The organism is Sphingobacterium sp. 2149 (assembly GCF_031455655.1).
Lineage (GTDB): Bacteria > Bacteroidota > Bacteroidia > Sphingobacteriales > Sphingobacteriaceae > Sphingobacterium.
In genome coordinates, this window is record NZ_JAVDTD010000021.1 from 23841 (window position 1) to 43379 (window position 19539).

The window sequence follows — 19539 nt, forward strand, 5'->3', positions numbered from 1 at the left end:
AAAATATTGATAAAAAAGCAAAAAAAATAGGATTGGAAAAGGGATATTATTTGTTGCTAATGGCCATTCTCGATCTTCCAGTTGAAGAGGTACAAAATACAGTTAAGGAGGGTTAAGTTATATGAAAAAAATAGCAATTATAAGTACATGCCCACCACAAGAATGTGGGTTAGCGACCTTCACCAAAGACCTGAAACAGGGTATGGAGTTAGATGCTAGCGTCCATATTGATCTAATCGCATTATCAAAACATGGAGTAGAGGATTTTGACGAATCTGTTCGCTTCGTTATCCATAAAGATCGACTTGACAGTTATCATCAAGCGGCGCGCCTTATCAATGAGGAATACGACTATTGTGTTATTCAGCATGAATTTGGAATATTTGGTGGTGTTGATGGTATTTTCATTACACAAATTGCCAACAACGTTACGATACCTTTATTAACAATATTTCATACTATTTTGCAAACACCGTCGTTGCAGCAAAAAGAAATTATGGAATTACTGTTGGAGAAATCCCAGGCTGTTGTTAGTCTTTCACCGAAAGGAGTCGAATTATTGAAAGAACAATTTGATCCAGCGCATGCGGACAAAATTAAATTTATACCCCATGGTGTTCCTCAGTTTGATTACAACCAAGGTTTGGCAAAGTATAAATTAGGTCTCCAAGAAAATTTTGTAATGATGACCTTTGGCCTGATTGGAAGGAGTAAAGGATTGGAGTATGCTATAAGATCTTTAGCGAGCACTGATCTGCCTGGATTCAAATATTTGATCATCGGAAAAACTCATCCTAACGTTTTGGTTCATGAGGGGGAATCCTATCGTTTTGAATTACAAAATTTAGTCAGTCAATTGAATTTGGAAGATAAAGTTGTTTTTATTGATAAATTTCTAACAGATGAAGAATTGAAAGAGTACCTCACCGCATGTGATATATATCTATCCCCCTATCCTCACGAGCAGCAAATCAGTAGTGGAACGCTGTCATTCGCTGTGGGAGCAGGTGCTGCTGTTATTTCCACGCCGTATTGGCACGCTAGCGATTTATTAAAAGATGAACGCGGCATATTAACGCCTTTTAACGATATACAAGCAATGCGTGCTAACATTAATTTATTGTACTCATCAAAACGTCTATTAGCTTGGCATCGTTTTAAAGCGCGTAGTTACGGTGAGCAGACAGTATGGAAGAAAGTAGCAAAAATGTATATTGATCTCCTTCAAGGTTTAGCTACTCCAGTAAGATCATTAGTTGATTATGAAAAATATGTCTCTTTTGACTTGAAAAGAGAAGCATAGAATTAAAGGTTCCCAGCAATTGCTGGGAACCTTTAATTCTTTAAAAGTGTATTTAGAATTTCTAACGCTTTAATCGTATAGCTAAACTGAGCCTCCTGCATCCCTATATTTGAACTTAGCTCTATTGTTTCTGTCATTAGAATCTCCTGTTTATATGCGAATGAGACAAATGCGAACAATTTCCCCTTTGATTCAGGAACTACTGTTGCATATCCGGTTGTGGCAACCGACCAATCTGTATGAAACATTCTGCCTACGGCGATTGCCATTTCTTCTGTTGTAATTGACGATACACAGTCACATCTTTCCGCTAGTTCTGCATCGACATCAAGTATGTTAATCTTTGCATCAATTGAATAGGCTGTGATGCCGCCAGCGAAAACCTCCGTTGCTCCTTCCATCTGCGAGCAAGCTAACTGCAAAAATCCTGCGGTCACACTTTCGGCAATAGCAACACGGGCTTTAGCATTACGTAGACTGTGCCTGACCTCTTTTAATAGTATTTCTGGAAAATCTATTTGCGTCATATAATAGAAATAAGTAATAGATACTGCTTATTAGCAAACTTTATTTTAAACTTTATAATCGATTTTAATCATTCAGCTTGCATACGCTAATTTGTAGATATGCTGTCGCGATTTGTCTTATTTTACTGTCCAAACTAGGGTATTTGGCAAGAACAGTCAGAACTTTTCCCTAAATTTAGTTCACTAAAACGTTCAAATCTCCTTTGAAACCAAACAGTAGCTAAGGGAATATCGTTTTTAATAAATAGATTTAATTATTTTTCCAATAATATTTTGACCTTCTAAATATGATCCAACAGTTTTACACCTACCTAAACATTCTTGCACTCTTTCTGTTTGTAGATGTTTTGATTTTCTTGATAATAAGGATATTATCGATCTGGAAATCAAATGTACTGTTTGCTAAACTAGTTTGGTGGTCTTTAAGTTTGCTGTCCTATTTATCAATATTTCTCAATTTATTTTTTAAATGGAATAGTTTTGAAGCAGCATGTTTGGTATTTTTTCCTATCACGTTACTGTTTGCGAAAATTATATTTCTCTTCTTTATTGGAATTGATGCGATGTTGCGTGCTTCTACTGTGTTCAAGAATCTCCTTATAAGGCCTAAACCCTTATCCCATCAAGAGGGAAATATACTGTCCTTAACAAGATCTGATTTTATAATCAAAAGTGGTCTTGTTCTGGCTAGCGTTCCTATTGCTGCGCTTACACGTGGATTTGCTTTAAATTTATATGATTATCAGATTAAACATATCAATTTAATTTTACCAAATTTACCGAAATCTTTCGAAGGAATGACCATCGCTCAGATTTCTGATATACACGCAGGAAGTCTTTATAATCGGGATAAAGTGAAAAGCGGCATTGACTTGCTGATGGGGGAAAATCCTGATATCATTTTCTTTACTGGAGATTTAATTAATGATTTTGCGTCCGAAATGGATCATTATTTGGACATATTCAATACGCTCAACGCTCCTCTAGGCACATTTTCTATACTCGGTAATCATGATTATGGAGACTATCATTTCAATAGACATCATTTTTTCGATAAAAGTCGATTGACAAAAGAACAGAACTTCGCGGAGCTCAAAAGCATCCACCGTCAATTGGGCTGGCAACTGCTTCTCAATGAATCGAAAGAGCTCGTACTGAACAATGATAAAATTACAATTATAGGCGTGGAAAACTGGGGGTTACATAACCCTAAAAATTATGGTGACATCGATTTGGCGATGTCTAAAGTTGATAAATCATCTTCTGTCAACTTCATGCTTTCACACGATCCTTCACATTGGCGGGCTGAAATCATACCCAAATACCCCAATATCGATGTTACTTTTAGTGGCCATACTCATGGAGGACAATTTGGTTATACCAACCCGAAATATCAATGGAGCCCAGTGAAGTATGCTTACCAGGAATGGGCAGGTTTATATCGTGAAAAACATCAGGCACTCTATGTAAATGTTGGATTTGGCTATCTAGATTATCCGAGCCGATTAGGGATGTTGCCAGAGGTCACGATATTTCATCTAAAAAGTAAAAATTAACGTTGACATCGTTCAACTCACAATAAACCTTTACCTTATTAACTTTGTTATTCTTTCTCCGATAGAGTACGATTCTACACACGACATTATTCTAATATTACCTCCATCATGTCATACAGTACCCAACCTCAGCTTGAGCACTGTTTGATAAATAATTATCTCGGGAGTTTTTCGGGGCGGCGCATCCGGTAAGATGTGGCTGTTATTGCATGCAAAAATGCTTCAATATCTTTTATTTCGTCTTTGGTCAGATTAAGGGGCCGCATCAATGGATCGGTTAAAGGATAAAGTGGATCTTTTGTTTTCTGTTCGGTAGTAGCGGAATTCATCTGCATACCACTGTTATACATATTCAATAGCCCTGTCATATTCCAAAACAGTCCGTTGTGCATCCACGGATCGGTATTCATCACGTCGCGCAGAGATGGTGTCCGGAAGCGTCCTACGTCGGCAGGATCCTTTGTAATCTCGTATCGCCCTAGATCCTGATATTTCCGTTTGTAATAAGTGAGACCAATGTTATGATAAAGATCATCGGTAAAAAATTGACCATTATGACAATTCATACACCGCGCTTTGGTACGAAATAAATGAAGACCGCGAACTTCCTGATCAGACAACACTTTATAATTGCCATCTAAAAACTCGTCAAAACGGCTTCGTCTGCTTGTCAGTGTCCGCTGAAAGGCAGCGAGTGCCTTTAGAACCTCTGGCATGGAGTAATCTACTTCACCAAAGGCCGCTATAAATAACTTATTGTATGCAGGAATAGCCTTTAACTTGGGAATCAGCTTCGTCAATTCCATGTCCATTTCGTGATGTGCCTCAATAGGACCCAACGCTTGCTCTTCCAATGAAACGGCACGGCCGTCCCAAAACAATTCCTTGCGTGCATACACATTAAGCAAAGAGGGTGTATTCCGTGTACCTTCTAGATGATCATTACCAATCGGTACGGTAAGCTTGTCAGCCCAGGAAGTTTGCGGGTTATGGCAGCTGCTACAGGATATTTGATTGCTCCCCGATAGAATGGGGTCAAAAAAAAGATATTTCCCCAGTTTCACATCGGGCTTTTCCATTAAAGAAAAATAGCTGGTATCGATCTTCGGTAAAGACTTGAATTCATTCCAATGAGCCCCGGCATCGATTGTTGGTTTTGGCCATTCGTCCACCGGTCGTCTATAATATAGCTGTATCTCATCATCAAAGGCTTGCTGTCGGTCTTTCATAGAAAGCAAGCCTACAAAACCGAGAAGACCGACCACTACTGCAACATGTTTTTTCATTATCAGTTTTTTATTACGACTATTATCAAAAATAATTTATAAAGAAAGCCGAATTCCGATTTCCATATTCATTCTACTTCCCTTTGCAAGAAATTTAGATTCTATATTATCTTTTAATTCAACAGTACCCAAAGAATTTCGGAGATCTAACTTTCCATAAAAGGCAAGGTTGTTTCCCCAAATGTGGTCCTTGTATTCAAAACCAAGTTTGGCACCTAAGTATCTGGTTTTATAATAGTAATAATCCCCAAAAACAACATTCTGAACAAAGGTACTTATGGATAAAGGATTATAATCCAATGTAATTTCTGTCGGAATAGCTGCATAGGGTGCAAATAAAAATTGTATAAGTTTCGTTCTGCCTTTCTGCAGATATAATCTTAAAGAGGGCTCAAAACGTAATTGGCCCACTTCAAAATCAACCGCCTGCAAGAGATCTTTTCTATTTTCAGCATAGTAGGCAACAAGAAACCCCAATTCCTTGGCAACCTCACAATGCCTATCCCAAAGCTTAAAATATTGTCCTGTAAGGGAAAGTGTACTAACTTTATAATTGACTTTATTTAGGCTACCCGTAGTCAATTTGTTGCCATCAGCACCTTTATTATATTCTCCTTCCAAAATAAACAATTGCTGTCCCCGATCGCCATTATATTTGACGGCATCTGCAAAAAAGCTAATTGTATTTTGATCATAAATAGCCAATGGAGTGCTATAAAGAACAGATTTCTTACTATATTTTTGATTTGTATTGTGATATTGCTGGTATTCAAATTCCGCCTTTGTATGCCATCCATAGAAATTGCTAAGATACTGAAAGCCTAATCCCTTATATTTATCATATTTAATATTATTTCGCGTACTATCTTTTTGACGTACCGTTCCATAACCATAATTCATATAATATATTCGATCTGGGTATAGATTTGAAGATTGAAAATCCGCGTTTTTGTATAGCAAAGAAACGTTTTCGTCTGCATGTCCGATTATCCCGTATACCCCTAATGTACTTTTCGAAAAATTCAGGGTAATACCAGGTTTTGCTTTAAATGTAAATCTGTTCGACTTCAAACGTGGATCTACCGTGCCTGCACTCCAATGCCGATGATAATCTATTTGAAAAAATGGTTGTATCGAATGCGTTAATTCGTATGCCAATGAAGCATTAAGCTGGTAGTTCTGACGTTGATAATCACCACTTTTATTCGCATAAGGATAATAAGGGCTTAAATCTTCAAGACCCGAACGGAGGCTATTGGCTAAACTGTCTTCTTGTATGGTGTTAAAAGTAAATTTAGCACCCAATAAAAATTTTCCCAAACGATTAAACCCGTTGGCCTGTAAACTTGTAGCAACACCTTTGTAAGCCTGTTGAGCCTTTCGAAACCCACCCCTATCCATTTGATAAATAACTCGAATATCCCCATAAGACATCAATGAATCTCTTTGGAGAAAAGCTGGCCTCAGTAGGTTTCTTTCAACCAAGTGATGTTCGATGGTATAACTATAAATAGAATCCTTTCTGCTTTGAGCATAACTCAAAGCAGAAAGGGAAATCAAAACTATGATAAATAAAATTGAACGCATATGGATTCTAATCTATAAATGATGCATCCGTTTTAGTTGGATTTGCGCGTTGCAACACACCAAAATCATTTGATGAATTATTCGTATCTTTTAAAATACGTCTATTACCTATTTTCTTTTCAGTCTTGCGCACGATAGATTGGCTCGAGTAAGCTCCTCCAGGCACAGATATTGCCCCTGCGTCAAATCTTTGCGGTAAACGACGTGGGATTTGCTCAGCGACAACCGGTTCCTGAATCTCAACAGCATCCAAAATAAACCTTGCCGGCATTTGGGCGTAACGCACAGTACTGGTTGTAACAGCTTGTATAGTTGGGATCGCAAATGAAGGAATATTATTTAAATCAAAGTTTCCATCAGCTTTCATCAATACAAAAGATTCTCTGGCCTGTGGTGGAAAGTACATATCACGCATACTTAGGGCTAGAAAAACTTCTACGTTTGTAACGGATGGATTGTCTACGTCATTGGCAAAGATCGTTCGTCCAGGCTGAATTTTTTGTTCATAGGGATATAACCAGGCTTCAAAATCGGCATTACTTAGGTCTACCGTAAGTTCAGGCTTTTGAGCACCGATTATATTGCCATTGTTGTCCGTATAAGAACCAGCGTAATTTAGCGCCGAACCAGCGATGATAATACTTTTTCCTGATTCAACAGGATATTTTTTGCCCGTCCCATCACTTGGAATCATAAATATTCCTTTTGCGTAAACATAATCTTCGTTCGCATTATCGGATACTGCCATATTGATAGATTTGCTCCAATCGTACTGATTATTACTTAAAGAATATTCGTCAGTTTTATTATTCGGTTTTCCGTAAGCTAATACCACCATTAGGCTATCAGCGTACAAAGTTTCGTCTGAATTATTATAAATTTCAATAAAATTATCTCGGTTAAGAGCCCCTTCCTTGGTATCCGATCCGGCATAATAGATCTGTTTAATAACAAAACCGCCAACAGGTTCACTAGTCACTAAGCCAATATTAAAGTCTTCATCGGCAAACAACGCCTTATCAGCTAAAGCATAGTTTAGGTAAAAAACAGATGAACGGTTTACCCCCGTCAATCTGGTGTATTCTTCAGCTGAGATAGCCAGCGAAACATTGATACTATAATTGCCCGGAGCAATATTACGCAATGAAATTTTACCTTTTGTATCTGCTTGAAGTTTGTAAGAACTGCTATTGCCTTTATTTATCAATGTAATTTCAGCCTTGTCATATGGCACCTCAAACCAAACTTCCTCGGGATTGACCGATAACTGCACATTAACGTTGATAGGTTGCACTTCGTCAATATCCTTTTTACAGCCTCCAAATAAGGCCAGTATTAAGGAGAAAAATAGTAGAATATAATTCTGTTTCATAGTATATGGTATTTGTTAAAGTTTAATTGATATTCCGCCCGTAATACTTAAAGGACTATTATAGCTGACGACTTCTTCTTGCTGTGTATTGGGATTCCAATAGGAACTAATGGGCTGCATGTTAAAAGTATTATAAGCTGTTACAGCGATACGGATCCTTTTACTGATTTCTTTGGCGACCGACACGGAGAAATTCATATAAATAATACGTTGCTTGCTGTCCGAGAATGTTAGATCTTTCATGGGAAGAGATGACGCTAAATCGTCATTAATTAGCACTTGTCGCATGTTGGCATCCAGATAACCCACTGGTTTTCGATAATTGTCATTATAGTTTCGCTGATAGCGATTCTTCCAGAAAATATCCGTATTTGTCATGATGACAAATCCTATAGAAGGAATGTGCGTGGTGGTATTTAACTTACTCGTCAGTACATCATGTCTCCCTTGGTTGCGAGGTTGATATAACAGGTAAGAAACTGGCTGTCCATTGATCTGAACAGGAGAAGATAAATCCATTATATCCAAAACCTTGTCATCCTGATTAGATAGAATATAGGAAGTACTTGTAGAGAAACTTGTACGAATAGATTTAATCTCCCTAAAGGCCAGAGACCAATCAAAACCGTAGGTAGAAGAGTTCTTAATATTTTCTATCCGATTATAGCCTTTATCGTAGTAATCTATATATTTTCCTGTTTCTTGGTAGACAATCTGGTTTAAACCTTCATCATAATGGTAATCAAATACAGGCAAGTGAAACGGTTTGTAGACCTTGACAGAATTAAAACCATTTTTGTTATTTTTATAATAAAAATTGATACGGGATGTTATCCAAGAATTTTTAAATTCTATATTAAACTCAGCACTTTCCGATTTACTTGACTTTAAGTTTTCATTCTTCGTAATGAATTTCTCTGTATATACTAAATATAAGGAACTTTGGGTGTTCTGCGCGATAATCAATGGAATATCTATCCAGGAAGGTGATGGATAACGGTGTGCTAGCGTTGGAGATTTCGTTGCAACTCCAAAGGCCGCACTTAAAGCCCATCTCTTATCTAAAACAATTCTTGTATTTAAACGTGGCTGAAAGCTGGTGCTTCCATTTTGATTATCAAAACGAACACCAAAATTGCTGTTCATGTTTTTACCCAACAGTTTATAGTGAAAGTTGTCTGTCACGTAAAACCCTGTATTGATTAAAGCAGGATTAAGCTCAAAAGAATAAGGTCTAATATTTTGATTATTAAAATTAACAAATCGAGGTCTATCTGGATCAGAAATAATACCCCTCCCCCCATTATTTGCATACGAACCATTAAATCCATAGAGGAGACTGTGAACAGTTTTACCTATCTGAAACCTTTTCGTGAATTTTAAGCTAGTACTTGCTGTAATGGGCTTCCCTATAATCTCCTCTTCTGCCAGATACTGTGAGTTAAGAATTATCCCTTCATATATACCTGTCGTATCCTTAGCTGTATAGGGTTTGTTACCGCTATTTAACAACCATTGTGCAAAGCTCTCTTGCTTGCTGATAGAATAAGAAAACATGAGGCTGATCTCGTCAAAAAATCGTGTATTATAATTTAACTGTGTAGTGTTCGAAAAACGTACACCAATTTCTTTCGAGTAATATTTTCTTTTGGAATTATCGTCCGGATCCTGTTTTGCATCATCAATTCGCATGTTAAAATCTAAACTTAACTTATTGCGAAGTTTTCGTGATGCCGCCGTGTTCCAGCGCAGTGAAGTGCCGTACCGTTTGTATTCCTGTACCTTATCCTGTGGATTCGAATTTGAAATAGCATAGTTTAGATCTGTTGTTATCCCGCCCCAGTTCTTAGGGAGACTAAACCCTTTATTAAGTGAATAATTTCGGGAACCGTCATTTATATTCGTTGTAAAATGTAATGGCGAGTTTCCTGCTTTTCTTTCGATTAGAATAGCGCCATCGGTCAATTCGCCGTACTCTGCAGAAGCTACTCCCTGAATAACCTCTATTTTTTCAATAGATTCTACAGGTATCTCCCTTAAATCCACTCCTCTAAACGGTACATCGGCAGCATTTCCACTCGTAACAGCAGAAAGTACAGACCCCTCCATTCCACGCTGACCTACAGGTCTTGATTGCATATTAGCGTCATTGGAAAGGCGTACTCCGTCGATTATGATCGGTATTCCCAGCGAATTATTAAGCGTATTGCTGCCATCTAATGTATTTCTAAGGTTCAACGTTTGGGGAGCATTGATATTTGGCGCTGTCATTTGCTTGCCAGGCAATGTATTTAGTACATCCATCAAACTAAATGCTTGTACCCTTTCGATCGCCTCTTCGTTAAAAACGATCGATGAAACGGAATTCTTATTCTGTCTAAATTCCTGATTAACATTTATTTCCTCCAGTGTCAGGCTGTTATCCTTCAATACAAAACTTAAATTTTCATTCGTTTTTCGGCTATCAATCCAACGTTCTGCACTTTTCTTTCCAACATAACTTATTGATAATAAAAGGCTGTCACCATAATTTTTAACGGGAAGAATCAAACTAAACTCTCCCTTAGCATTTGTGATACCATCCAGATCAAAAGCACCGACAAAAACAGTGGCGCCATTCAAAGGTTTAGCCCACTGATCCTTAACTATCCCTTTTAGCTTGGTTTGCTGAGCACAAAGAATAATACTGTGGGAAGCAAAAATTAATGTTAAAAATGTGTTTTTCATAAGTATGAATAAAAACGCAAAATAGACGCACACTATTTAAAATCGTTCTAAACAAATGCAAATTTAACGTAATTTAATTCATAAAGTCAATTTATTTTTAATAATTCTAAATAAATAATGCATAAACAAGTATACTGGAATCAAAAAGAGGCATAAGAAGGAGCCTAAAAATTCAGTATCAATAAAAAAGAATGGTAGAAAAAGTATAGTCTTTTTTGATAAAAGCAGCTATTGAGGGTACTATTTTATTTCAAACAAAACTGTCAGCTGATCAGACTATTGCTCCAATTCAGCCCATAGCAAATTTATCGGTGTGAAGTTGAGACGTATGGCTTCCTATGTTGGGTGACCGTTTTGTTTTATTGACTATGTCTAACATTTATTTTGCTATTGTTCGCAGTGCCTTTCGGATGATATATTGCGTTTCTTTTGTATCACTTTCCTCTTCCCAACGATTGCATACTTCCTTCGCTTATTTTGCTTAAGTACATTTTCCAGGAGAAGTGTCTGGTCTATAGCAAGCCATTCGACGAGATTAGCTGTTTCAATTTCTCCTCGAATCAAACTTTCCAATATAGTTAATGGGATATCAGTAATGCGCTTTGCTCCTTTTCGTTGTATTTTACTCATAGCGTTGCTAGTAACTCATCAATACTAAGTCTATTTGTATAATTGACATCCAAAATCGATAGCTTACCCTACAATCTTTATCAATGACAAAAACAGCAGGCGCAGGTAATACATTGTTGTCATTACCATTGTACTCACTTAATCGGATTCCCAACTTATTGTACGTTGAATTGGCATAATCCTGAAGTTCAAATGAGATACCACAATTGTTGGCCAGCATATTATCTTCGTCAAATAACAATTCAAAATCTAAAGCGAGATCGCCCCTGAGCTGATCATTGTATCGGGGCATTTGTGGCGAAATAGCAAGGAGAGAAACTCCGTGTTGTTTGAATAAGGCAAGTTTTCCTGCAACGCCCGTAACTCGAGATTGCAATATGGACACCAACTTCCGCGAAAAAACGCGACAATTACCTTTCCTTTAATCAATAGTTCGCCCAATTCAATGCATTTATTCTCCGTATTTAACAGGCTAAAATTGGGAAACTTATCATCGACCTGGATACTCTTTTCAATGAGATCCATGGCTGACAGATCTTCAATGGATCTTCTAAATGCCTCTTTTTCTTCACTTGGAAGATTGGCTAAAGACGTCCAAGTGAAATGCTACGTGGCATTGCAAAAGTTGACCGACACGTTCTAAATCAACAGTTAACGGAGATGGTTGAGGAAGGAATATTGTCCAAAAAGTCCTTTCATGAACTTCCGCCACGTGTAGAGTATTCACTTACGCCTTTGGGAGAGAGTTTGGTGGAAGTACTTTTGAGAGCACTCAGCAATCATAACAGGTTAACAATTGGGATAAAATATAGAAGAATATAGATTTAAATATCAGAACAAAATCGGAATAGGCTATCTCCTCACAGTGCTAATTAGGATACCATTTTTTATAATCGCTGTAACCGTTTGGTTTATGGGTTGTATTTCTTGGCTTTTTTGAGTAAGTGTACCAATCTCCAAATAATCCAAATAGCGATATTATTCCCATATAGCAATTCCTATTCCAGCCATATTTGCAATAGTTTAACTTATAAAATCCTGACATACAGAGTTTTACTCTTTCACATAGAGAAAACGAATACGATAACTTTCGATACAGCTATAACGTCGGCCAAAATTTTGTCAACGAGAAAAATCTTCTCACTAGCTATAATTTACTATTTGAAAATGTTCATATTTTCATCATAAATAGAGCTTTTCATATCCAAAAATTTAAGTACACTATGAAATACATGATTTTGAGTCAACGTTCTATTTGGTTTCAATTGTTTAGAATGATCAGATACCCAAACAATAAAGGGAATCTCATATTGTTCTTTAGGTGCAATGCTCATAGGCAGTCCATGCATATATAGGTTATTTTCACCCAATGATTCTCCATGATCGGATACAAACAACATCGCACTATTGTATTCCTTTAATCCTTTTAGATCCTCGATCAGCCTGTGCAAAATATAGTCGGTATAAACTACCGTATTATCATACGCATTAATTAACTCTTTTTTCGAACAATTCCCTAATTCTACACTATTACAAACTGGCTTAAACACTTCGAATTTAGCCGGATATTTCTTGCTATAAGTTGGGCCATGACTTGTACTTGTATGAAGAACAACAAATACTTTATCCATTTTACTCGCTGATATCCGTTCTTTTAAACCTGTTAATAAAACCTCATCGTAAGCACATTCTTCACCTTTACAGTTTGCAGCAAGCTGGTCACTCGTTTCATATTCTTTAATATGTACCGGAGGCTCACCCCAATTGCTTGTACGCCATATTACATCAACATCATTTCTGTAAAGGTAATTTGGCAAAATTTCATATAAATCGTCCGTATTTTTATGCTCTAATAGACACTTTACTCCTGCTGTCGTATAGGTCGAACAAGAAGTTGCATCAAAATGATGAAGATTCGGTGTCTTTGAAAGCAAAGGATTTGTATTTTTTTGATAGCCATATAGCGAAAAATTCTCCCTTCGAGCGGATTCACCAATAACCAAGACGACCACGGTCTTTTTGTCACTAGTAATTGTCGCATCCGGCAATAATATCTCCTTTTTATTTTTTTGATGTTCATGGATATAAAAACGTGATATATTGACAGTATAAGACCAAGGCATGGCAAGTGCACCTAAAGTCTTAGAATTCTTATCAATCCATAACCAATTAGTTGCATTCGCAAATATTAAAATAACAATAAATAATAACGAAAGGGAGGACGTGACTAAGAACTTCTTTGGTTTATCCTTTACTATGTTGGCTTTGATGATGAAAATGCTAGGAATAATACCCAGAACCAAGAGATACAAGATCATTCTCAGGGAAAAGAAACCACTCGACTCGGAATAGCGGGTATTCAATATATTGCCGATCATTGTTTCGTCCAAAATAACGCTATAGGTGTTAACAAAATAAACGGCAATGGAATTGATCAGAAAGAACAATACAAGTATGGATTTCCCAAAGCGACGTGATAGCGAAAAAAATAAATAAAGTACAAAAGCGTTCATCACCAGCATCAAAACCATTAAACTACCAATCAGGATAATACCCCCAAAGCTCCTGTAGTCAACATTGTTAAAAACAAAAGTATAAAATGGAAAATGGAAGAATATAAAATTCAACACACTCATTAACAGGACAAAACGGACTAGTTTTAAGCTATTTTTTAGCATAAATGGTAACGGTTCTAAAGAATGAAATAATTAACAGATAAATGTAAAATAAATTATTAGCAAATTATTATTAATTATCCTATCAGCCAATACAATACTCAAAATAAGGGAGTAAAATTTAATCATACCCTATTTACCAACTATTCATACGGATGTTGCCACGGGCTGCGATAGGGTCTGCGCAGCAACTGAGTTGCCTCGGGGTCATCAATACATATTTTTTGCGTTGGATCATAAACTAAAGGGCGATTCAGCTGCATCGACAAATTGGCCAAAATACAGCTTGCGGTCGATATATATCCTTCTTCAATATCCGCTATAGGAAGATGGTTGTTATCAATTGCCGATAAAAGATCAAGCATATGCTTTCTTGTAGCAGGAGCGGTATGAAGCTCTATTCGGTGTTCTGTAAGATCTTCGGGAAACTCCTCTTTTTCCAAAATAACATCTTGTCGAATGGATTCACCTTCTCCAATCGGGATAAATTCATATTTCATGACGCTCCCCTTCAAAGTACCTTTATCACCATATATAACGAATGCCCAAGGATAGTCTGGGTCTGCTGCTGAGCCCCATGTCCTATGCTGCCATACGCAATTAATATCTTCGTATTCAAATATGGCAGTTTGAGTGTCTGCAATTGTCGATTTCCCACCTTTTTGAACATAAATCCCCCCTTTCGCATAAACGCTTTTGGGCCATTTAAGCTGCAAAAGCCAGCGCACTGTATCAAACATATGCATTCCCATATCCCCGGTTATTCCGTTCCCGTAGGCCATAAAAGTTCGCCACCAGCTCCCATGAGGTAAGCCATCAAAGGCGCGCAAAGGTGCTGGCCCAGTCCAAAGTTCATAATCAAAGAATTCTGGCACTGCTTCGGTAGGTGGATTGCCATTCTTTCGCATATGGTAGTAACAACACATATCTACATGAGAAATTTTACCGAGTAAACCGCGATCGATCACACGATTCTTGGCATCGACAAGGTGAGCTGTGCTTCTGCGCTGAGTTCCTACCTGAACTTTTCTGTTATATTTCCTTGCAGCACGACAAATCGCATCCCCCTCAAGCACATCAACACTGATAGGTTTTTGCAAATAAAGATGAGCACCCGAACGTATTGCGTCAATAGCCTGCCTTGCATGCCAATGATCTGGGGTTCCAATTAAAACGAGATCAAATTTGTGATTAGCAAGCATCTCTCTATAGTCATTGTAAAGTTTCGGAACCTTTTTCGAAACCTGACGATCACTAATTAGACGTCCCGCTTCTTGTAAGTGACGGTTATCAACATCACATATTGCAACGACATCGACATCACGAACCTGAATTAAACGACACAAATCACTTCTGCCGTACCAGCCTGCACCAATTAACCCAACCCGAAATTTTTTTACGACATCTTTAAACGACAGCGCTTTAACTTGCAATGCTGACAAGGTTAGCACCGCCCCTGCTCCTTGAATAAATCTCCTGCGATTTAAATTGAAAGTACTCATAATTTAATGGTTTATTACCTAATATAAGAATAATAGGTAATAAACTATTAAAAAGCTGTCATTAATAGCATCCTACGTAAATACTTAATTGCTTTTAAATAACACTTTTACTATCTTCGATAACGATTAAAACCATTAAACAACTATTATGCTTACAAAGAAGATTCTCTGTTTTGCTTTTGGCTACTTTTTGCTTACGCAGACATATGCTCAAAAGATCAAATTGACACCAAATAATGTAATGCCTTCGCAGGTAGCTACTCAGTTAACAAACTTCAAGGGACAAAATGCACTACAGGTAAAAGGACTCACAGATGGTGAAAAAACAATGGCGCTGATAAAAGATATTGACTTCCATAACGGAGTGATTGAGGTAAGCATTGCGGGCCAGCCCATGGATCAAGCCGGAGAAACCGCCCGTGGCTTTGTTGGTATTGCTTTTCGAACAAGCGCCGACATCTCAAAAACAGAAATCTTTTATTTACGTCCTACAAATGGCCGGGCCGAAGAACAATTGCGTAGAAACCATGCAACCCAATATATCTCTATTCCGGGATATCCTTGGGAGAAACTAAGGGAGGAGACTCCTGGGAAGTATGAGGCTTATGCCGATATGGGACCTGGGGAATGGATAAAAGTAAAAATTGAAGTCAATAACGAAAGGGCAAAACTTTATTTAAATGAGTCTTCTCAGCCAACTTTGATCGTTAATGATCTCAAACAGGGCAAAGATTTGCGGGGAAGCATTGGACTTTGGGTCGGCCCGGGCACTTTAGGCCATTTTAAAGATCTCACATTAGTTAAAGCAGATTGATAGTACACCAATTAACCTTATCTGAGTGACTATGATTTGATTTATCGACTTCGAACTAAACTAAATATAAAAAAGCCCTAGAGCGGGGAACTCTAGGGTCTTAGCCATATATTAACCTATTTTATGAAAAGTATTTGTATTAATAACGTCCGATTTCTCTATTTATTTTGTACAAAATAGCGATTTCTTATTTTTTTATTTTACAAAAACAATCTTCTATAATCAATGCTTTGATAATGCATACAAAGCGAATGTACCTAGCCAATGCGACCCCATATAGTCATCATTGTTTGTAATATTGGGCAAAGAGTACATTAAATGTTTATTAGCCAATTTGTGCAAGTAATTTAACTCAGGTAAAGCCCTTGCGATACCATTCAAACAATTTGCACGACTAAAATTAAGTCCATCCAAATGAACCAAATGTCCATCTGTCCGGTCTTTCACAATACCGGGCTCAAGATTAAAATTTGCACTAAACAGCTCTGGCATAAATACCTTCAGCCATTTGCGGTAATCCTCTTTTTGAAGTACCAAGCTCATACATAGCGCTTCTTCAAGACAAGGAGAAAGAAAATCACTTCCACTTGGCTCAAAAGAAATATTACAGCCTTTATCTTGGCTAAATAATCGTGAAGCATTAGTCATCAATGATTTTTCAAATGTCACATTCCCCGTGCTTCTCGCGTAGTCTAAAGACAACGAAATACCGAATGCAGAATTATCGTGGTATCCTGTTCTGATCGGATAAACCAATTTGGGCAGATACTCCTCATAAGATTTTACTACATGATTCACCAAAGGTTCAAGATTCATGGCCCAGCGTTTTGCATCTGTATCTTTCCAAGTTAACAACTCTTTATGTAACTGTAGCAACCAAGCCCATCCATACGTACGCTCAAAATTTTTATTGTTCTTATCTTTGAAAAAAGCTAATTCGATCGCAACATTTTCTGCTGTAATATTTTGGTTTAATTGTTCCCGAATTTCTCCAGAACTATCCAAATTTGGAAATTCTTTCAAAATATGGACAATTGACCAATAACCATGTACAGAAGAATGCCAATCAAAACAACCATAGAAAATTGGGTGCAGTATGCGCGGTGATTTCAGATCGAGATCACTACCTAGCACCTGTCCGAGTTTATTAGGATACTCCACTTCGATGCAATGTAATGGTAAACTGAGCAAATGCTTCGCTTGAATACTATCCAAGACTAAAGGCTGATTATTTGTACTTGTGTTTACTTTAATTTGCGAATTATTATGGCAGGCTAAAACAGCAAATGAGACGCAAAGAATTCCTATTACTTTTTTCATATTTTTTTGAAACTGTCCGTTATCTAATCAAGTAATTGCTCAACTAATTTGGGAACAGCGACAGTAGCTGCCTCCTCGAAAAAAGTTATATTACGCAAGAATTTATTGTTTGGTATTTTTTTATCGATTAAAAATGTTTTGCAATGATTGGGAGCAAATTCCTTGAGTCCAGCTGCAGGATAAACTTGCAAAGAGGTGCCTACAATTATTAAAATATCAGCTTCCGAAACGACAACGACAACCTCTTCAATCGCTGGTACAGCCTCTCCAAACCAGACGATATTAGGTCTCAACTGACTGCCTTTTTCACACAGATCCCCCATTTTGATCTCATCCCCGACAATTGGATAAACCAGTCGGTCATCAACAGAGGACTTTGCCTGATCTAGGCGACCATGCAAATGAATAACTTGAGATGACCCAGCTTGCTCGTGCAAGAGATCGACATTTTGTGTGATAACAGCTACGTTGTATTTGGATTCCAGTTTAGCTAAAGCAAGATGAGCGACGTTTGCTTGTGCCAGCGAAGCAGCTCTCCGTCTCAAATTATAAAACTCTTGAACCAGTGACGGATTTCTACGCCAGCCCTCAATAGAAGCTACTTCCATCACATCATGCCCCTCCCATAAGCCGTTTGCATCTCTAAATGTAGGTATACCACTTTCTGCCGAAATACCAGCTCCACTTAATATTACGATATTTTTCTTTTTCATCTAAATTTACTTCTTAATGAATTTAAAAATAGCCCTTTCAGATGAGCGTCTGGAGAAAGAACACCTGCAATCGATCATTCCTCTATCAGCAAAGTCGCATAGTCATTGGGAAGCTGTAACCGAATAGAATCATTACTCGCTGCAGCCCGCCGATTCATTTCCTCAAAAGAACGTTGGTAATATACAAAAGCTTTATTTGGAATATGCAATTGCCTGGCATTTTGAATATGAAACCTATACCGATTGTTCTCCAATTTAACATGCTGATATATTCTATAGGTTACCACTTGAATTTGTATTTTATCAAAGTTTGAAATAATCTTCAAATTTGCAGGCTCATAAAAATATTTATCCTTGAAATACATGAATTCATTAGACTTGGCCAAGCTTATTAAAGATAAATTTCCGTGAACCACTTCGCTTACCAAAGAATCGGCTCGCAAGCGTTCAGTCCTACTTCCATCTCCAGAATAGCAACAAATAAAAAGAAGAGCGAACAGCGGAATTAATGCAATTTGAAACAGATTCATGGGACTAAATTAATAAAAAATGCTATCGCGCCACAATTCAGCAGAAAATATAGCGCCCCAATAATTTAAAGGTTACTCTCAATAGCACCGGCCTTCTTATCCTTCGATAGTTCATAAGGCTATTTTACTGTTTACATAACAAGTTTATGCAGGAAAAATACATATAAATCCGCAGAGTTATATTGTTTATGAGTTAATTGTGCATACAACAACTAAATTGCTTCAATATTTTAAAAGCAGCATAAGTTGAATCCCCCATTTCAGAAATCTCCTATAACTGGTCAAGTATGGATCATAAACTCGAGGGTACTCAGAAAGTTACCTATAACCTATTGTAATAGATGTTCGTTATTATTGGATATAAAAGCAAATTTATCTATGTTTGAGGGGTATGATTGAATTATATACAGATGGTGCTTCAAGTGGGAATCCAGGCCCTGGAGGTTACGGAACTATTTTAAGAACTATTTATACGGGCGATAATGAAACCTTTAAGGGAAAACTTATCGAAAAGGAGTTTTCGAGTGGTTACCGCAAAACGACCAACAATAGAATGGAACTAATGGCGGTTATTGTTGGCCTCGAGGCCTTAAAAAACTTGCATCAGCAAGTTACAGTGTATTCTGACTCCAAATATGTTATTGATGCCATTGACAAAAAGTGGGTATATGGCTGGATCCAAAAGGGTTTCGCGGGAAAAAAGAATAAAGATCTTTGGTTGCGTTTGATGGCTGCCTATAGATTGCACAACGTATGCCTTGTATGGGTAAAAGGTCACGCTGGGCATCCGTTAAATGAACGTTGCGATCGTTTGGCCGTTGCTGCAGCAAAGGATAAAGCGAACTGGAAAATCGACAGTGTCTTTGAAATGGAGGAAGCCAAATAAAAAGGGACATACTTTTTGCGAGGGCACTGAAAAAGTCCCGTTTTAGATTGGGCAAAAAAAAGGAGTGGGAAATAACAGTTTTCTGCTCCTTTTTTCGTATCTTAAATTAGT

The 19539-nt window shown here is 37.4% G+C and carries 15 protein-coding genes and 2 pseudogenes; 5 read left to right on the top strand and 12 right to left on the bottom strand.

All coding sequences use genetic code 11. From position 1 onward, the window contains the following. Window positions 1-121: 121 nt before the first annotated feature. Window positions 122-1303, top strand: coding sequence for a glycosyltransferase (locus tag J2X77_RS23015; protein ID WP_209582001.1), 1182 nt, complete (start codon window positions 122-124; stop codon window positions 1301-1303). Window positions 1304-1335: 32 nt separating this feature from the next. Here J2X77_RS23015 and J2X77_RS23020 read toward each other — a convergent pair whose 3' ends face one another. Then, the gene (locus J2X77_RS23020; protein WP_209582003.1) at window positions 1336-1830 is read right to left on the bottom strand and encodes a CinA family protein; all 495 of its coding nucleotides are present in this window, start codon (window positions 1828-1830) and stop codon (window positions 1336-1338) included. Window positions 1831-2117: 287 nt separating this feature from the next. Between J2X77_RS23020 and J2X77_RS23025 the strand changes: the two genes are divergently transcribed. Next, a complete protein-coding gene (locus tag J2X77_RS23025; protein WP_209582006.1) occupies window positions 2118-3386 on the top strand; it encodes a metallophosphoesterase in 1269 nt (422 codons plus the stop codon). A 155-nt stretch (window positions 3387-3541) separates the two neighbouring features. On the opposite strand, the gene J2X77_RS23030 is transcribed toward J2X77_RS23025, so the two are convergent. The 6 genes and pseudogenes from J2X77_RS23030 to J2X77_RS23055 form a co-directional block, all read right to left on the bottom strand. Next, window positions 3542-4672 carry a cytochrome-c peroxidase gene (locus J2X77_RS23030; RefSeq protein WP_209582009.1) on the bottom strand — a complete coding sequence of 377 codons (1131 nt, stop codon included), beginning with the start codon at window positions 4670-4672 and terminating at the stop codon, window positions 3542-3544. 36 nt (window positions 4673-4708) lie between these two features. Then, the gene (locus tag J2X77_RS23035) at window positions 4709-6259 is read right to left on the bottom strand and encodes a DUF6850 family outer membrane beta-barrel protein (protein ID WP_209582012.1); all 1551 of its coding nucleotides are present in this window, start codon (window positions 6257-6259) and stop codon (window positions 4709-4711) included. Between the two features lie 7 nt (window positions 6260-6266). Then, window positions 6267-7631, bottom strand: coding sequence for a DUF4876 domain-containing protein (locus J2X77_RS23040; RefSeq protein ID WP_209582014.1), 1365 nt, complete (start codon window positions 7629-7631; stop codon window positions 6267-6269). Window positions 7632-7646: 15 nt separating this feature from the next. Beyond that, window positions 7647-10358 (bottom strand): TonB-dependent receptor plug domain-containing protein, encoded by a 2712-nt coding sequence (locus J2X77_RS23045; protein WP_209582016.1) that lies wholly within the window; start codon window positions 10356-10358, stop codon window positions 7647-7649. Between the two features lie 387 nt (window positions 10359-10745). Then, entirely contained in the window at window positions 10746-10988 is a 243-nt protein-coding gene (locus tag J2X77_RS23050) for a hypothetical protein (protein ID WP_209582018.1), read from the bottom strand. A gap of 7 nt (window positions 10989-10995) precedes the next feature. Continuing rightward, window positions 10996-11513: pseudogene (locus J2X77_RS23055) on the bottom strand (peroxiredoxin-like family protein). 75 nt (window positions 11514-11588) lie between these two features. On the opposite strand from J2X77_RS23055, the pseudogene J2X77_RS23060 reads away from it, so the two are divergent. After that, a pseudogene (locus tag J2X77_RS23060) lies at window positions 11589-11810 on the top strand (winged helix-turn-helix transcriptional regulator); the annotation flags it as partial. Between the two features lie 335 nt (window positions 11811-12145). On the opposite strand, the gene eptA reads toward J2X77_RS23060, so the two are convergent. After that, complete coding sequence (gene eptA / locus J2X77_RS23065; RefSeq protein ID WP_209582027.1) at window positions 12146-13666, bottom strand: phosphoethanolamine--lipid A transferase EptA; 1521 nt, start codon at window positions 13664-13666, stop codon at window positions 12146-12148. 140 nt (window positions 13667-13806) lie between these two features. Continuing rightward, on the bottom strand, window positions 13807-15114 hold the full coding sequence (locus J2X77_RS23070; RefSeq protein WP_310082686.1) for a Gfo/Idh/MocA family oxidoreductase: 1308 nt from the start codon (window positions 15112-15114) through the stop codon (window positions 13807-13809). A gap of 199 nt (window positions 15115-15313) precedes the next feature. Between J2X77_RS23070 and J2X77_RS23075 the strand changes: the two genes are divergently transcribed. Further along, a complete protein-coding gene (locus J2X77_RS23075; protein WP_209582034.1) occupies window positions 15314-15979 on the top strand; it encodes a hypothetical protein in 666 nt (221 codons plus the stop codon). Window positions 15980-16201: 222 nt separating this feature from the next. Here the strand turns inward: J2X77_RS23075 and J2X77_RS23080 are convergent, their stop codons facing one another. From J2X77_RS23080 to J2X77_RS23090, 3 genes are all read right to left on the bottom strand, one after another. After that, window positions 16202-17299, bottom strand: coding sequence for a DUF2891 domain-containing protein (locus tag J2X77_RS23080; protein ID WP_209582036.1), 1098 nt, complete (start codon window positions 17297-17299; stop codon window positions 16202-16204). Between the two features lie 23 nt (window positions 17300-17322). Further along, a complete protein-coding gene (locus J2X77_RS23085) occupies window positions 17323-18012 on the bottom strand; it encodes a Sir2 family NAD-dependent protein deacetylase (RefSeq protein WP_209582039.1) in 690 nt (229 codons plus the stop codon). A 74-nt stretch (window positions 18013-18086) separates the two neighbouring features. Next, entirely contained in the window at window positions 18087-18542 is a 456-nt protein-coding gene (locus J2X77_RS23090) for a hypothetical protein (RefSeq protein WP_209582043.1), read from the bottom strand. A 391-nt stretch (window positions 18543-18933) separates the two neighbouring features. Between J2X77_RS23090 and J2X77_RS23095 the strand changes: the two genes are divergently transcribed. Continuing rightward, window positions 18934-19428, top strand: a complete 495-nt coding sequence (locus tag J2X77_RS23095) for a ribonuclease H (RefSeq protein WP_209582046.1) — start codon at window positions 18934-18936, stop codon at window positions 19426-19428. The last annotated feature ends 111 nt before the right edge of the window (window positions 19429-19539 follow it).

What these genes read in the sequence shown, in the direction of transcription:
- J2X77_RS23020 (WP_209582003.1), bottom strand. Translation starts at nt 1,830, where the DNA reads ATGACGCAAATAGATTTTCCAGAAATACTATTAAAAGAGGTCAGGCAC.
- J2X77_RS23075 (WP_209582034.1), top strand. Translation starts at nt 15,314, where the DNA reads ATGCTTACAAAGAAGATTCTCTGTTTTGCTTTTGGCTACTTTTTGCTT.
- J2X77_RS23080 (WP_209582036.1), bottom strand. Translation starts at nt 17,299, where the DNA reads ATGAAAAAAGTAATAGGAATTCTTTGCGTCTCATTTGCTGTTTTAGCC.
- J2X77_RS23095 (WP_209582046.1), top strand. Translation starts at nt 18,934, where the DNA reads ATGATTGAATTATATACAGATGGTGCTTCAAGTGGGAATCCAGGCCCT.
- J2X77_RS23030 (WP_209582009.1), bottom strand. Translation starts at nt 4,672, where the DNA reads ATGAAAAAACATGTTGCAGTAGTGGTCGGTCTTCTCGGTTTTGTAGGC.
- J2X77_RS23015 (WP_209582001.1), top strand. Translation starts at nt 122, where the DNA reads ATGAAAAAAATAGCAATTATAAGTACATGCCCACCACAAGAATGTGGG.
- J2X77_RS23090 (WP_209582043.1), bottom strand. Translation starts at nt 18,542, where the DNA reads ATGAATCTGTTTCAAATTGCATTAATTCCGCTGTTCGCTCTTCTTTTT.
- J2X77_RS23040 (WP_209582014.1), bottom strand. Translation starts at nt 7,631, where the DNA reads ATGAAACAGAATTATATTCTACTATTTTTCTCCTTAATACTGGCCTTA.
- J2X77_RS23045 (WP_209582016.1), bottom strand. Translation starts at nt 10,358, where the DNA reads ATGAAAAACACATTTTTAACATTAATTTTTGCTTCCCACAGTATTATT.
- J2X77_RS23035 (WP_209582012.1), bottom strand. Translation starts at nt 6,259, where the DNA reads ATGCGTTCAATTTTATTTATCATAGTTTTGATTTCCCTTTCTGCTTTG.
- J2X77_RS23050 (WP_209582018.1), bottom strand. Translation starts at nt 10,988, where the DNA reads ATGAGTAAAATACAACGAAAAGGAGCAAAGCGCATTACTGATATCCCA.
- J2X77_RS23085 (WP_209582039.1), bottom strand. Translation starts at nt 18,012, where the DNA reads ATGAAAAAGAAAAATATCGTAATATTAAGTGGAGCTGGTATTTCGGCA.
- J2X77_RS23025 (WP_209582006.1), top strand. Translation starts at nt 2,118, where the DNA reads ATGATCCAACAGTTTTACACCTACCTAAACATTCTTGCACTCTTTCTG.
- eptA (WP_209582027.1), bottom strand. Translation starts at nt 13,666, where the DNA reads ATGCTAAAAAATAGCTTAAAACTAGTCCGTTTTGTCCTGTTAATGAGT.